Annotated in this window: 16 protein-coding genes and 1 riboswitch; of the genes, 10 read left to right on the top strand and 6 right to left on the bottom strand. The window is 69.1% G+C overall.

The window, feature by feature from the left end; genetic code table 11:
• The first annotated feature begins 1 nt into the window (after position 1).
• The 9 genes from LK09_RS21360 to LK09_RS02465 all read left to right on the top strand — a co-directional run bounded on the left by LK09_RS21360 (position 2) and on the right by LK09_RS02465 (position 5,802).
• The gene (locus LK09_RS21360; RefSeq protein ID WP_197060951.1) at positions 2 to 172 is read left to right on the top strand and encodes a hypothetical protein; all 171 of its coding nucleotides are present in this window, start codon (positions 2 to 4) and stop codon (positions 170 to 172) included.
• Between the two features lie 461 nt (positions 173 to 633).
• Positions 634 to 936 (top strand): YrhB domain-containing protein, encoded by a 303-nt coding sequence (locus LK09_RS02495; RefSeq protein ID WP_231562938.1) that lies wholly within the window; start codon positions 634 to 636, stop codon positions 934 to 936.
• Positions 937 to 1,051: 115 nt separating this feature from the next.
• Positions 1,052 to 1,645 (top strand): hypothetical protein, encoded by a 594-nt coding sequence (locus LK09_RS02490; protein WP_156138621.1) that lies wholly within the window; start codon positions 1,052 to 1,054, stop codon positions 1,643 to 1,645.
• Positions 1,646 to 1,687: 42 nt separating this feature from the next.
• The gene (locus tag LK09_RS02485) at positions 1,688 to 2,275 is read left to right on the top strand and encodes a hypothetical protein (protein ID WP_039395401.1); all 588 of its coding nucleotides are present in this window, start codon (positions 1,688 to 1,690) and stop codon (positions 2,273 to 2,275) included.
• A 46-nt stretch (positions 2,276 to 2,321) separates the two neighbouring features.
• Positions 2,322 to 2,771 carry a DUF2269 family protein gene (locus tag LK09_RS02480; protein ID WP_039395398.1) on the top strand — a complete coding sequence of 150 codons (450 nt, stop codon included), beginning with the start codon at positions 2,322 to 2,324 and terminating at the stop codon, positions 2,769 to 2,771.
• Positions 2,772 to 2,956: 185 nt separating this feature from the next.
• On the top strand, positions 2,957 to 3,556 hold the full coding sequence (locus LK09_RS21355) for a hypothetical protein (protein ID WP_156138620.1): 600 nt from the start codon (positions 2,957 to 2,959) through the stop codon (positions 3,554 to 3,556).
• Positions 3,557 to 3,689: 133 nt separating this feature from the next.
• Entirely contained in the window at positions 3,690 to 4,049 is a 360-nt protein-coding gene (locus LK09_RS02475) for a hypothetical protein (protein WP_039395395.1), read from the top strand.
• A gap of 44 nt (positions 4,050 to 4,093) precedes the next feature.
• A complete protein-coding gene (locus LK09_RS02470) occupies positions 4,094 to 4,768 on the top strand; it encodes a response regulator transcription factor (protein WP_039395391.1) in 675 nt (224 codons plus the stop codon).
• Positions 4,765 to 5,802 (top strand): sensor histidine kinase, encoded by a 1,038-nt coding sequence (locus tag LK09_RS02465; protein WP_052226325.1) that lies wholly within the window; start codon positions 4,765 to 4,767, stop codon positions 5,800 to 5,802. Before LK09_RS02470 ends, LK09_RS02465 begins: the two co-directional genes overlap by 4 nt.
• Here LK09_RS02465 and ribH read toward each other — a convergent pair whose 3' ends face one another.
• The 5 genes from ribH to LK09_RS02440 all read right to left on the bottom strand — a co-directional run bounded on the left by ribH (position 5,803) and on the right by LK09_RS02440 (position 10,408).
• Positions 5,803 to 6,279 carry a 6,7-dimethyl-8-ribityllumazine synthase gene (ribH, locus tag LK09_RS02460; protein ID WP_039395388.1) on the bottom strand — a complete coding sequence of 159 codons (477 nt, stop codon included), beginning with the start codon at positions 6,277 to 6,279 and terminating at the stop codon, positions 5,803 to 5,805.
• Entirely contained in the window at positions 6,276 to 7,535 is a 1,260-nt protein-coding gene (locus LK09_RS02455; RefSeq protein ID WP_039395385.1) for a bifunctional 3,4-dihydroxy-2-butanone-4-phosphate synthase/GTP cyclohydrolase II, read from the bottom strand. Before LK09_RS02455 ends, ribH begins: the two co-directional genes overlap by 4 nt.
• Positions 7,532 to 8,182 carry a riboflavin synthase gene (locus LK09_RS02450; protein ID WP_039395382.1) on the bottom strand — a complete coding sequence of 217 codons (651 nt, stop codon included), beginning with the start codon at positions 8,180 to 8,182 and terminating at the stop codon, positions 7,532 to 7,534. The genes LK09_RS02455 and LK09_RS02450 overlap by 4 nt, the downstream gene beginning before the upstream one ends.
• Positions 8,182 to 9,252: a bifunctional diaminohydroxyphosphoribosylaminopyrimidine deaminase/5-amino-6-(5-phosphoribosylamino)uracil reductase RibD gene (gene ribD, locus LK09_RS02445; protein WP_039395375.1), complete on the bottom strand. Its 1,071-nt coding sequence runs from the start codon at positions 9,250 to 9,252 to the stop codon at positions 8,182 to 8,184. Before ribD ends, LK09_RS02450 begins: the two co-directional genes overlap by 1 nt.
• A gap of 85 nt (positions 9,253 to 9,337) precedes the next feature.
• Positions 9,338 to 9,476: riboswitch (FMN riboswitch) on the bottom strand.
• 68 nt (positions 9,477 to 9,544) lie between these two features.
• Positions 9,545 to 10,408 (bottom strand): Fpg/Nei family DNA glycosylase, encoded by an 864-nt coding sequence (locus tag LK09_RS02440; RefSeq protein ID WP_039395372.1) that lies wholly within the window; start codon positions 10,406 to 10,408, stop codon positions 9,545 to 9,547.
• Positions 10,409 to 10,634: 226 nt separating this feature from the next.
• On the opposite strand from LK09_RS02440, the gene LK09_RS02435 reads away from it, so the two are divergent.
• Complete coding sequence (locus LK09_RS02435) at positions 10,635 to 11,495, top strand: type IV toxin-antitoxin system AbiEi family antitoxin domain-containing protein (RefSeq protein WP_052226324.1); 861 nt, start codon at positions 10,635 to 10,637, stop codon at positions 11,493 to 11,495.
• 122 nt (positions 11,496 to 11,617) lie between these two features.
• On the opposite strand, the gene LK09_RS02430 is transcribed toward LK09_RS02435, so the two are convergent.
• The gene (locus tag LK09_RS02430; RefSeq protein ID WP_197060950.1) at positions 11,618 to 12,580 is read right to left on the bottom strand and encodes a helix-turn-helix transcriptional regulator; all 963 of its coding nucleotides are present in this window, start codon (positions 12,578 to 12,580) and stop codon (positions 11,618 to 11,620) included.
• Positions 12,581 to 12,627: the final 47 nt, after the last annotated feature.

Here is a 12,627-nt window from a genome sequence, read left to right as displayed (position 1 = left end):
TATGTTCAACCTCTTCAATATTCCATTCCTTGATGATGCGATCCGCGAGGGAAAGACCTTTCATTTCACCCATGATCCTGAGGGGGATATTGGAGCTTTGGGTGATGAACTCAAGTATCTGCGCGACCAAGGCTATATTTATGATCCCGCAACAAGAACTGCATGGAAGTAACTATGAATGAGCTCGTCAATGCTAAAGATCTCGCTCGACTCGTGCGAGACGAGATCGGGGTCCGCGGCCAAGTGCACTCAGCTGACAGTGCCTCGGGAGAAGTGTCGTTTTCCATGTACGAGGCTTTCGGGTTCCGGTGCGGACTGGATGCGCGATATGGCACATTTAGTCTCGTGTTTCCCGTAGAAGGCGGAGTGGTAGTCCGTTCCTTTCTCGGGCAGAGTATTTCGAAGAATGCCGACGCCGACTCCATCAGGCGCGGTTTGCGTCTCGTCGATGCGTATTGTCGACTCCGTCTTCCCGACAAGTACTTAGAGGTCTATGACACGGCTCATACCGCATGATTCTTGTCAATTCAGGACGAGTGCTGCATGATGAAGAATTGATGCGCAGTCGGGGATGTTCGCGCTTCTCGAGCACGTGCAGATAATGGGCTTGCTGGTGACGAAGGGGGCGTGACGATGATCGACGCAGACGCAGCAAAGCGCATCGTGGCGGAAATGCTTGAGGAAGCTGAGACCAGGGGCGGTCCAGCATGTGTCGTCGTGGGCGAGCCGATCGACTTCGACCGTTGGTGGGTTCAGGGATACCAGAGTCGCGCGTTCGTCGAGGATGGGGACTTCCTTTCAGCACTCGCCGGGAACGGGCCCATTGCTGTGCCGAAGGACGGATCTCCCCCATTCGCGCTATCTGCGGCCGAGCCTGCGGACGTACACATCGCCCGCCTCCTCGCAGAGGTCGAACAGAGCAGTCCTGAGAGTTAGGCGGGTTCGAGGGCCTCAGTCGGAATCCTCGGCCAGCGCGGGATGGTGTTCGACGTCGTGTCAAAGGAATACACCGCCACGGGTGGGTGGCATCTGGTGCTGCGGGAGGTGACCGGTGAGTGAGTGGCTGATGATCCCGGCTGAGGTCGCCGACGACTTCTTCCATGTGGCAGCGGACTCCCTGGTGCGCCGGCGCGGGAATGTGAGCTTCGTCAAGTACGTCGGCGCGACGACCGACGAAGATGCGCGTCAGATCTGGCTCGACGCCGTGGATCGATTCCTGAGCGCCTTCCCGGCTGGTGCGTTCACGGGCTTCGATATCTCGTCAGGTGGGCCTGTGCTGCAGTTCGCAGGGGGTTTGGACGTACGGATCGAGGTCTGGCGACTGCATGAGGTGGAGCCTGCGGACGGCGCGTGGGAAGTGATCATGAACCCCCACTATGTGTCGGTCATCATCGAGGCGATCGGGTGCGCGATGTGGGGAGAAGAGTGGGTTGCCACAGTTCGCCGTGCGTCGCAGGGAGCGTCCGTCCCGGTCGTCTACGCCGTCGAGGAGGACCGATGGATCGCCCAATCGCGGCCTCAGCCGGGATTCTGGCCGTCGTTCGCCCATGAATCGCGAGCACGGCGCGCCGCCGTCGCGCTCGCGATCGGCGCTGCGGGCATGAGCGAGCTGTTCGACGATTGGCGGTCCCGCGCCAGTGCATGACCGACGACCCACGCGCACACGAGAGGCACTGCAAAGGATCCGATGACCCCTCTTGAACAATATCGGCGCGCGGCCGAACGCGCGCTCGCTCTCATCGAGGCGCTCTCCGATCAGCCAAGCACGGACGGCGAGAATGCATCCGCTGTCGCGAAACGGACGCTCAAGGACCTCATTGCCCAGTCCGTCGTGAGGGCGGAGCGAGGCGATGCGGCCGATGGTGCTGCAGCGGCGGCGAGCCTGTCGCGCACCCTCGTCGACGGCAACGGTCCCCGAGACCCCGCGCATCCGCTGTTCGCTGCTTTTGCGGAGTTGGATTCGGCACGCGCCGCTCTTCGCGATACCAGGGGGTCATCCACGGACAGCGATCTCAGCGCGGCCCTCGTCCGCTGCGTCTGGCGAGAGCGGGCGGCGATCCCGGGACGGCATCCGGAGAACATCTCGGATCCGGATCTGGCCGAACGCGTTCGAGTCGTCATCGCCGACCTCGACGCCATCCGTCCGGGCGACGATGCCGAGGATCTCTTCGCCTGGTCCGATCGAGAAGCACGAGCCGTCGCGGCGAAGCACGCGATCCTCGACGAAGAGGCGATCGTGGCTCTGCGGGCCCTGCTGAGTTGGCAGTGGCGCTGAGGCGTGGGACGCCACCGGGACCTTCAGTATCGCGTAAGCTGATCGCATGGACACAGTGATCACCATCCTGCACGTCGGCACCGCCGTCTTCATCGTCGGGCCGATGGCGATCATCCCGATGACGGGCCTGCGCGCACTCCGCAGCGGCAACGCGGCCCAGGTCAAGACGCTCGCGAAGTCGACCATGATCTTCTCGTGGCTGTCTCTGCTGACCTTCATCTTCGGCTTCGGCGCCATGTCGATGGCCGACCCCAAGTACGGCCTGTCGATCACCACCCCGTGGATCCTGTGGTCGATCATCGCGTACGCGGTCGCCTTCGTGCTGAACGCATTCGTCGTGGTGCCCCAGATGAACAAGGCCGCCGACGCGATCGAGGCCGCGGGTCCGGATGCCGCGGGCACCAAGCCGGCCGGCTACGGCGCCATCGCCGCGAGCAACGGCATCGCCTCGCTGCTGCTGGTCGTCGTCGTGATCCTCATGATCTGGAAGCCCTGACAGCGGCTTCCCTCCACCGCGAAACGTGGGACGTGGACGCCCCGGCTGGTGATCCGGCCGGGGCGTCGCCGTGTCTCCGGGTAGGGTCGGAAGGGTTCGCGTGATGTGAGGGGCCGGCCGGAGGGTGACAAGACCTACGATGACGTCGAGCAGGTCTGGCGGATCGTACTCCACGAGGTGACGCGATGACCGGTCAAGCCCCACTCAATGGCCGTGCCGCGGATGACTTCTTCGACGCGGCCGTACAATCGCTTACTCGCCGGATGGGGAACGTGAGTTTCGCCAAGTTCCTCGGGGAAGCGAGTCTTGGTGACGCGAAGAGCAGCTGGCTCACAGGTGTGAATTCCTTCGTATCCGCACTTCCCGACGGTGTATTCCTCGGTTTCGATACGGCTTCCGGCGATCCGATTCTCCAGTTCGCCGGAGGTATGGTCGTTCGGATCCATCTGTGGCGCGTGACTGCGGATCTGCCGGTGGAAGATGCCTGGCAAGCCAACATGACGGTTACGCACCTTCCGATCGTGGTCGAGGCGGTGGGCTACAGACTATGGGGCGAGCCGTGGGCCGAAGCCGTGCGGGGAAGGGCGACAGACCTCTCGGCGTCGAGCGGATACGCCTGGTCGGAGCGGAGCGGACGATGGTTCATTCAGGTTGCCCCGAACCATGGACCAGGTGCATCTTTCGTCTGCGAGTCCCATGCTCAGCGTGCCGCATCGGCATACGCAATCGGGATCGACGAAGTCGTGCATCTGTTCGAGACTTGGCGAGCCCGAGAACAGGCATGACAACCGAGGCACGGCTGAAGCCGCGGCAGGGTTTCTCCGTGCTCTCCAGAAGCTTCCGCCGTTCACCGGCATGGTGTTCCACGGACTTCCCGGACTCCCCGAGCTGAACCGTTCACGTTGGACCAACGGCGTCATGGCGACAAGCCTCGATCCGCGGATCGGAACGGAGAACTTCTCCACGCCTGTCATCGCCGCAATACTCAGCCGAACCGGACGGGACATCAGCGCGTTCTCAGCCCATCCGACGGAGCTCGAGGTCGTCATTCCGCCCGAGGTCATCCTGCACACTCTTGCCGTCGACGTTGCTCCGGACGGTGTAACGCCGCTCATCGTCATCGAGCAACTCGCCGAACTCGACCCGGACGTTTCGCTCCCGCCGACACTCGAGGGGCTTGTGGCTCTCGTCAAGGAGCGGATCGCGATGTCGATGGCGCAGCCGCCCGTCGACATCACTACTCCGGGGAAATTCATCGAACCGCTCTACTTCCTCTGATCTCCCCAGAGGATCCGGATGACGAGCCCGGGCATACTGTGCGTATGCCCGGGCTCTCCGACTCTCTGCCGCGACTCCTCTACGTCGAGGACGACGCGACGATCGCCGCGATCGCGGTCGAGGTGCTCGGGGAGGACTACGACGTCACGCACGCCTCGACCGGCGAACAGGGTCTGGAGCTGGCGCTCGGGCACCGGTTCGACGTCTTGGTGATCGACCGGCGCCTGCCCGGGATGTCGGGCATCGATCTCGTGCGGGCGGTGCGGACGGCATCCATCGAGACCCCGGTGCTGATGCTCACCGCACTCGGCTCGGTCGACGACCGCGTGCAGGGGCTCGACGGGGGAGCCGACGACTACCTCGTGAAGCCGTTCGACTTCGCCGAGCTGCAGGCCCGGCTGCGGGCGCTGCGGCGCGGGTCGCGCGGGGTGTCGTCCCGCCGTGAGCTCGGCGACTGGGTCTTCGCCCCCGAGACGCAGGCGGTGTTCTCGCCGTACGGCGATCGGGTGGCGCTCACCGGTGCCGAGACCGAGTTGCTCGAGCTTCTCAGCTCCAGCCCCGACCACGTGTTCACGCGCGACGAGATCCTCCGCGCCGTCTTTCCGGGGAGCACCGTCACGACGGTCGAGACCTACGTGCACTACATCCGGCGCAAGACCACCCCGGAGATCATCGAGACGGTCCGGGCGCGCGGGTATCGCTGCGGGCGGCCGCGATGACCGCACGCGATCCGGGGAGCCTGACAGCCGGCGACCGCCGCCGGGTGCAGCGCTCGGCGGTGCGGGTCGGGCTGTGGGTGGGGCTGGCCTCCGCCGCGGTCGTCGGCCTCATCGTCGCGATCATCGTCGCCGTCAGCGTCGCGGGGTCGCGTCCGGATCCGGATCACGACCACGACGGCTTCGCCGGACCCTCCGGCCCCGGCGGCCCGCCCGATGCCCGGGTCATCGACCTCGGCACCACGATCGTCCTCGCCGTGACCCTGGGCGCGCTCGGGGTCGTCGCGCTCGGGGTGCTCGCCTGGTGGATGTCGCGCCGGGCCACCCGGCCACTCACCGAGGCGCTGCAGGCACAGCGCGCGTTCGTCGCCGACGCCAGCCACGAGCTGCGCACGCCCCTGACCGCGCTCGTCAGCCGCATCCAGCTCGCCCAGCACCGTGCCGCGCGGGGCGGCGACGTCTCCGGCGCCCTGGCCGATCTGCGCCGGGACGCCGAGGTGATGAACGCGGTGCTCACCGACCTCCTGGTCGCGGCCGAGGCCGCCGGTCCGCAGCCGGGCGACGAGAAGGCTCAGGCATCCGTCGCCGCCGTCGCGCGGGATGCCGTGGCGGTCATCCAGCCGCGGGCGGATGCCGCCCGGGTGCCGGTCACGATCGACGTCGCCGACGGGACGCTGGCCGGGGTGGATGCCACCGCGCTGACGCGCGCGCTCATCGCCCTGCTCGACAACGCGGTGCGGCACAGTGCGCCCGGCGCGGCGGTCGTCGTCACCGGCCGTACCGTCGGCGCGCACGTCGAGGTGCGGGTGCACGACCGGGGGAGCGGCATCCCCGGAGACCCGGACCGCCTCTTCGAGCGCTTCGCCCGCGGCGAGACCGGATCCGACGCACCCGCCGGATTCGGTCTGGGCCTCGCCCTGGTGCGCGACATCGTCGCCCGGTTCGGCGGACAGGTGACCGTGGAGAGCACCTCCACCGGGGCATCCGACCACGGCACGACGTTCCTGCTGACGCTCCCGGCGGCAGCTCGCTCGTGACTAGCCGCGCAGCTGTGCGACGACGAGCGCGGTGCGCAGAGCGGCATCCGCCGCCTCCGCGCCCTTGTCTTCGTCGGAGTCGGGAAGACCCGCGCGGTTCAGGCCCTGCTGCTCGTTGTCGAGGGTCAGCAGGCCGAAGCCGACGGGCTTGCCGGCATCCAGCGAAACGCGCGTGAGGCCGTCGGTCGCCGCCGCCGACACGTACTCGAAGTGCGGGGTGCCGCCGCGGATGATCACGCCGAGGGCGACGACGGCATCCGCGCCGCCCGCGAACGCGGCCTGCGCGGCGACGGCCAGCTCGAACGATCCGGGCACGCGCACCAGCGACCAGTCGGCGCCGGCGGCATCCAGCACCCGGGCGGATCCGGCGACGAGCCCGTCCATGATCACCTCGTGCCAGGACGCCGCGACCACCACCACCCGCAGGCCGCGGCCGTCGATGTCGGTCGCCGGGGTCGGCGCACCCTTTCCGCTCACTTGGCGTCTCCTTCCGTGCCGAGGCGCAGCGCGCCGTCGGCGATCACGTGTCCCATCCGGTCGCGCTTGGTCGCCAGGTAGCCCTGGTTGATCGGACCGACGCCGACGATCAGCGGCACCTGCTCGACGACGTCTACGCCGAACGTGCGCAGCTGCTTCACCTTGTCGGTGTTGTTGGTGAGCAGGCGGACGCGGCTCACGCCGAGGTCGGTCAGGATGCCGGCCGCGGCCGCGTAGTCGCGGGCGTCCGCCGGAAGCCCGAGCGCCAGGTTGGCGTCGACCGTGTCCAGGCCCTGCTCCTGTAGGCTGTACGCGCGCAGCTTGTTGATGAGCCCGATGCCGCGGCCTTCGTGTCCGCGCATGTAGATGACGATGCCGCCCTCCTTCTCGATCTCGTCGAGCGCGGCATCCAGCTGGGGTCCGCACTCGCACTTGAGCGAGCCGAACGCTTCGCCGGTGAGGCACTCCGAGTGCACGCGCACGAGGGCCTCGGGGCCGAGCTCGCCCTTGACGACCGCGATGTGGTCGGTGCCGGTCGCGCGGTCCTTGTAGGCGAGGAACTTGAACTCGCCGTGGTCGGTGGGAACCGTCGCCTCGGCGCGCAGGCTCACCGTGCGGCGGTTGTGGTGGGCGTCCTCCGCGATCGGATCGACCTCGTCGAGGTACGCGATGAGCTGCTCGATGGTGATGACGGGCAGGTTCTCCTGCTCGCCGAGCTCGATGAGGCCGGGCATCCGCATCATGCTGCCGTCGTCGGCGACGACCTCGCCGATGGCGCCCACCGGCGACAGGCCGGCGAGCTTCATGAGCTCCACGGCCGCTTCGGTGTGGCCGGCGCGTTCGCGGACGCCGCCGTCGACGGCGCGCAGCGGCAGCACGTGCCCCGGCCGGATGACGGATGCCGGCGTCGCGTCGGGATCGGCGAGCACGTTGAGGGTGCGGGCGCGGTCGCCGGCGCTGATGCCGGTGGTGACGCCGGAGGAGGCATCCACGCTGACCGTGTACGCGGTGTGCTTGGAGTCCTGGTTGTTGGCCACCATCGGCGGCAGGTCGAGGCGGTCCGCCCAGTCGGCCGGCATCGGCGCGCACAGGAACCCGCTGGAGCGGCGGATGGTCCAGGCGAGCCACTCGGGGGTGGCGAGCTCGGCGGACAGGATGACGTCGCCCTCGTTCTCGCGGTTCTCATCGTCGGCGACGATGACCGGCTTGCCCGCGCGCAGGGCATCCAGCGCCTCGGGGATCGTGGACAGGCTCATCGGGAGCCCCCTTCTGTCGGAAGCGCCCGGAAGGCGAGCAGACGCTCGACGTGCCGGGCGAGGATGTCGGTTTCGAGATTGACGCGGTCGCCCACGCGGAGGGCGCCGAGGGTCGTTGCGGCGAGGGTCTCGGGGATGAGGGACACCTCGAACCAGTGCTGAAAGTCGGTCCCTGAGCCTGCCGAAGGGGCGGGGGATGTCGCGCTCACCGTCAGCGAGGTGCCGTCGAGCGTGATGGACCCCTTGTCGACGACGAGCGGGGCGAGGTCGGCCGGCATCGCGATGCGCAGCACCTGCCACTCGGCTCCGGGGCGGACCTCGAGCACCTCGCCGGTGCCGTCGACGTGCCCCTGCACGATGTGGCCGCCCAGGCGCCCGTGCGCCGCCATGGCCCGTTCCAGGTTGACCCTGCGTCCGGGGGCGATGCCTTCGAGGGTGGTCATGTCGAGGCTCTGCTTCATGACGTCGGCGGTGAACCAGTCGTCCCCCTGGTCGACGACCGTCAGGCACACGCCCGAGACGGCGATCGAGTCGCCGTGACCGGCATCCGACACGGCCTTCGGCGCATGCACCGTCAGCCGGATGCCATCGCCCGAGGGCTCGGTGGCCGTGATCTCGCCGACCTCTTCGACGATTCCCGTGAACATCAGTGGTTCTCCTCTGTCTTCTCGGTCGCTGCCTGTGCCTCCGCGACGATCAGCAGGTCGTCGCCGAGCCGCTCGACCGACGTCGTCCGCAGCGGCCGCACGTCGCTCATCGTCCGGACGCCGATGTCGCCGACGACGTTGTAGTCGTGCCCGTCGGCGCCGCGCCCGATGAGCTTCGGCGCGATGTACACGAGCACTTCGTCGGCGAGGCCTTCGCGCAGGAACGCGGTCGCCAGCGTCGGCCCGCCCTCGACGAACACGCGCTGGATGCCGCGCTCGCGCAGATCCTCGAGCACGGCGGGCAGGCCGCCGCCGAGTTGCAGCAGCGGATGCGGATGCCGCCGCACCTGCGCGTCGGCGGGCACGTCGCGGGTGCCGACGACCACGGGGACCGGCTGGTCCGGGAGCAGTTCGCCGTCGGCATCCCGGGCGGTCAGGGCCGGGTCGTCGGCGAGCACGGTGCCGGTGCCCACGAGGATCGCGTCGGCCTGCGCGCGGCGGCGTCCGACGTCGGCCCGCGCCTCGGCTCCGGTGATCCACTTGCTGGTGCCGTCGGCCGCGGCAGCGCGCCCGTCGAGCGACTGCGCCCACTTCACGGTGACGTACGGCCGGTGGAGTCGCTGCACGGCGACCCAGTCGCGGAGCAGGGATGCCGCGGCATCCTGCTCGGCACCGCCGATCTCGGCGGGGCCGTCGACGTCGACGCCGGCGGTGCGCAGCCGTTCGGCTCCGCCCGCGGCCCGGGGATTCGGGTCGGAGAGCGCGTACACGACCCGGGCGACGCCGGCGTCGATGAGCGCCTGGGAGCAGGGGCCGGTGCGGCCGGTGTGGTTGCACGGCTCGAGGGTGACGACCGCGGTCGCACCGCGCGCCTGGCCCGGCTGCAGCTGCGAGAGCGCGTCGACCTCGGCGTGCGGGGTGCCGGCGCCGCGGTGCCAGCCTTCGGCGATGACGTCTCCGGCGGGGGAGAGGATGACCGCGCCGACCTGCGGGTTGACGCCGCGCGGGCCGCGCCGGGCGGCATCCAGCGCGCGCCGCAATGCTGCACGCTCGGTCTCGCTCACCGTCATCCGGACTCCTCGTTGGGGCTCCGGGGCGTGGGAAAGCCGCGATCATCGGCCCGGATGCCCGCCAGGGGCGCCCGGATTCGTTTCGCGCGTGCTGCCTTCCATCCGGACTCGCGACTCGCGTCGCATCACCGTCGGTCCCGGAGTTCCACCGGGTCGGCCCGCACGGATGCGGGTTCGCGGACTGTCACCGCCGGTTCGGATTCTCACCGACCCCGGAGCACGTTGATGCTCTCGAGTGTACTCAACGCGCCTGTGGGCGAATCATTCCCGTGTCCCCAGGAGACGCGGGATGTCACTTCAGCAGCCGCGACAGCCGCCGGTCGGCGAGGATCTTCCCTCCGGTCTGGCAGGTCGGGCAATACTCCAAGGAGTTGTCGGCGAAGAACACCGAGCGCACCGTGTCGCCGCACACCGGGCAGGTCTCGCCGCGGCGGCCGTGCACCTGCATTCCGCGGCGCTTGGCATCCTTCAGCTCGGCGGGCGGCTTGCCGGACGCGGCGGCGACCGCCTCGCTGAGCGTGGTCTGCATCGCGTCGTAGAGGGTGGTGACATCCTCGTCGCTCAGCGTCGCGGCCAGCGCGTAGGGGGACATCTTCGCGGCGTGCAGGATCTCGTCCGAGTAGGCGTTCCCGACTCCGGCGATGATCGACTGGTCGCGCAGCACGCCCTTGATCTGGGTGCGGCGGCCGGCGAGCAGATCGGCGAGGGTCTCGCGGGTGAAGGCCGGATCGAGCGGGTCCGGGCCGAGCCGGGCGATGCCGGGCACGTCCGCGGGGTCGCGCGCTGCGTACACGGCCAGGGACTTCTTGGTGCCGGCCTCGGTGAGGTCGAATCCGGCGCCGTCGGACAGAGCCACCCGCAGCGCGATCGGCGTGCGGCCGGGCTTGATGATGGTGGTGGGCAGCTGGTCGTACCAGCGCAGCCAGCCGGCCTTGGCGAGGTGGAAGATCAGGTGGATGCCGGCATCCGTCGCGAGGTCCACGAACTTGCCGTGGCGCGAGGCGCCGGTCACGGTCGCGCCGACGAGCCCGTCGATCGGCGGATCGTACGTCTTCAGCGCGGCGATGTTCGCGACCGAGACGCGGGAGAACTGCAGCCCCGGCAGCCGCTCGCCCAGGAAGTCGACGAGCCCCTGCACCTCCGGCATCTCGGGCATGCGCCCATCCTGCCACGGCGTCGGGCAACGCGGGCCGACCCGGCCGCAACGTACCGAACGCAGGATCACTTGTCTTCGCACCCGAAGCCGGCCGCGGAAAGCCGCGGCGCGCAGGGCGGCCATGGGTCGTTCATCCTGCATTCGGTACCAGCGGCGGGCTCGAGTTATCCACAGGCTCGCTTTCCGGGTGGCGCGGCGGATGCCGGAGGGCGCAGATTGAGTGGCGATGTCCGCCTTCCCCGTCTACACCACCGCCGACCTTCATCGGCAGGGGATGACCCGGCGGAAGATCGCGGACGCGGTTGCCGCCGGAACACTCATTCGCGCACGCCGGGGGCACTTCGTCCTGCCCGGCACCCCGGAGGACATCATCCAGGCGACGCGGGTGGGCGGGCGATTGACGTGCCTGTCCCTCCTGCAGCAGCGGGAGATCTTCGTCCACACCAATGCCGCACTCCATGTGCAGGTGCCGTCGACCGGAAGCCGGCTGCGTGCGCCGAGCGACGCCCGCCGCCCCCTCGCAGCCCGCCGCGATCGGGACACGGTGGTGCACTGGGCCGAGCCGAGTTCGGACGTTCACGGAGACACCTGCGTCCCGATCGTGGATGCGCTCGCACACAGCGTCCGCTGCCAGTCACCCCGCCGCGCGATCGCAACGCTCGACAGCGCGCTGAACGGCGGCCACCTCATGGACGAACAGCTCACTGAGGTCTTCGCGCTGCTTCCGCGCCGCTTCCAGGCCTTGCGAGGCTGGGTGGATGGACGGGCGCAGTCAGGCACCGAGAGTCTCGTTCGGCTCATCGCCCGCAGCCTCGGTTGTCGGGTCGACCTCCAGGTCGCCTTTCCCGGAGTGGGGTTCGTCGACCTCGTCATCGACGACTGGCTGGTGATCGAGTGCGACAGCCGCGCATTCCACGGCGACTGGGCAGCGCACGCGAACGACCGGCGGCGGGATGCCGCCCTGGCAGCGCTCGGGTTCCACACCTTGCGGCTGGCGGCCACGACCATCCTCAACGATCCCGAGGTGGTGGTGCGGGCGATTCGGGGACTTCGCACAGCTCGCGACGCCCCGCGGCGGCTGGTCTGAGGTACCGAATGCAGGACGAACGCCCCGGAACCGGCTTCTCTCCCGCCCGCTCACGCAGGAGAGGCGGAGTCCGCCGCGGATTGGTCCTGCGTTCGGCCCGCTCGGGCGCCGCGGACCGGTCCCTAGATCCAGCCGCGGGCGGCGGCCTTGGCGCCGGCCTGGAACCGGCTGGTCGCGCCGAGCCGGGAGAGCAGGTCTGCGACCCGGCGACGGACGGTGCGCTCGGACAGTCCGAGCTGCCGGGCGATCGTCTCGTCCTTGAGGCCTGCGTTCAGCAGCGACAGCAGCTCGCGGTCGACGGCCTCCATGTCGGGCACCGCCGAGGCCAGAGCGAACACGGGAGTGGCGCGCTCCCACGTCGCTTCGAACAGTTCGATGAGCGCGTCGCACAGCCGCGACTGCCACACCACCACGGCGGTGGTGCGCACGCTCTCCGCCCGCGCTGTGAGCGGGATCACGGCGGCACGGCGGTCGACGAGCACCATCTTCAGGGGGACGTGCGGCACCACGCGCGCCTGCTCGCCGCGCTCGACGAGGTCACGGATGTCGTCGGCCTTGCCGTCGATCGACAGCGCCTCGGCGGCATACACCGCCCGCACCGCGACGCCCCGGGCCAGCAGGTCGTACTCGTCGGTGTTCGCCGACGGGGTGCCGCCCACGTACGGGGGCTCGTCGAAGGCGAGCACCTCCTCTTCGGCGGATCGCAGCAGCGTCGAGACCCGTTCGGTGATGGCTCCCGGTCCGTCGAGCACCTCGACGAGGCGCTGCGGCTCGGTGCGCAGCATCCGCTCCTGGTATTCGGCGGCGTAGCTCGGCAGTGCCGCGGAGGTGCGCGCCAACTCCGCCTGTCGCATTCGCACCAGGGCCGGAATCGCGATGCGCGGGTCGATCGCCGTGTATCTGGCCGGGGTCGCATCGTCGGCGTTCGCGAGCCCGATCTCGACCAGCGCGTCGGCCGCGCGCCGTGAGATGCCGGGCGGCGTCTCCATGTGCGTCGCGATCTCACGCGCGGTCAGACTCGGCACGCGCAACAGCAGCCGGTAGGCGCGTTCCTCTGCCTCGCCGAGGCCCACTCCATCGAGCACCCTGGTTCTCCTCACCATAGAAGTGTCCCTCGATCATAGCGGCCGAA

It is taken from the genome of Microbacterium mangrovi, from assembly GCF_000802305.1.
In the GTDB taxonomy this organism is placed as follows: domain Bacteria; phylum Actinomycetota; class Actinomycetes; order Actinomycetales; family Microbacteriaceae; genus Microbacterium; species Microbacterium mangrovi.
Note: the sequence above shows the minus strand (reverse complement) of the source record. Positions and strands in the feature narration are given on the sequence as shown.

What these genes read in the sequence shown, in the direction of transcription:
- LK09_RS21360 (WP_197060951.1), top strand. Translation starts at nt 2, where the DNA reads ATGTTCAACCTCTTCAATATTCCATTCCTTGATGATGCGATCCGCGAG.
- LK09_RS02495 (WP_231562938.1), top strand. Translation starts at nt 634, where the DNA reads ATGATCGACGCAGACGCAGCAAAGCGCATCGTGGCGGAAATGCTTGAG.
- LK09_RS02485 (WP_039395401.1), top strand. Translation starts at nt 1,688, where the DNA reads ATGACCCCTCTTGAACAATATCGGCGCGCGGCCGAACGCGCGCTCGCT.
- LK09_RS02480 (WP_039395398.1), top strand. Translation starts at nt 2,322, where the DNA reads ATGGACACAGTGATCACCATCCTGCACGTCGGCACCGCCGTCTTCATC.
- LK09_RS21355 (WP_156138620.1), top strand. Translation starts at nt 2,957, where the DNA reads ATGACCGGTCAAGCCCCACTCAATGGCCGTGCCGCGGATGACTTCTTC.
- LK09_RS02475 (WP_039395395.1), top strand. Translation starts at nt 3,690, where the DNA reads ATGGCGACAAGCCTCGATCCGCGGATCGGAACGGAGAACTTCTCCACG.
- LK09_RS02470 (WP_039395391.1), top strand. Translation starts at nt 4,094, where the DNA reads ATGCCCGGGCTCTCCGACTCTCTGCCGCGACTCCTCTACGTCGAGGAC.
- LK09_RS02465 (WP_052226325.1), top strand. Translation starts at nt 4,765, where the DNA reads ATGACCGCACGCGATCCGGGGAGCCTGACAGCCGGCGACCGCCGCCGG.
- LK09_RS02455 (WP_039395385.1), bottom strand. Translation starts at nt 7,535, where the DNA reads ATGAGCCTGTCCACGATCCCCGAGGCGCTGGATGCCCTGCGCGCGGGC.
- LK09_RS02450 (WP_039395382.1), bottom strand. Translation starts at nt 8,182, where the DNA reads ATGTTCACGGGAATCGTCGAAGAGGTCGGCGAGATCACGGCCACCGAG.
- ribD (WP_039395375.1), bottom strand. Translation starts at nt 9,252, where the DNA reads ATGACGGTGAGCGAGACCGAGCGTGCAGCATTGCGGCGCGCGCTGGAT.
- LK09_RS02440 (WP_039395372.1), bottom strand. Translation starts at nt 10,408, where the DNA reads ATGCCCGAGATGCCGGAGGTGCAGGGGCTCGTCGACTTCCTGGGCGAG.
- LK09_RS02435 (WP_052226324.1), top strand. Translation starts at nt 10,635, where the DNA reads ATGTCCGCCTTCCCCGTCTACACCACCGCCGACCTTCATCGGCAGGGG.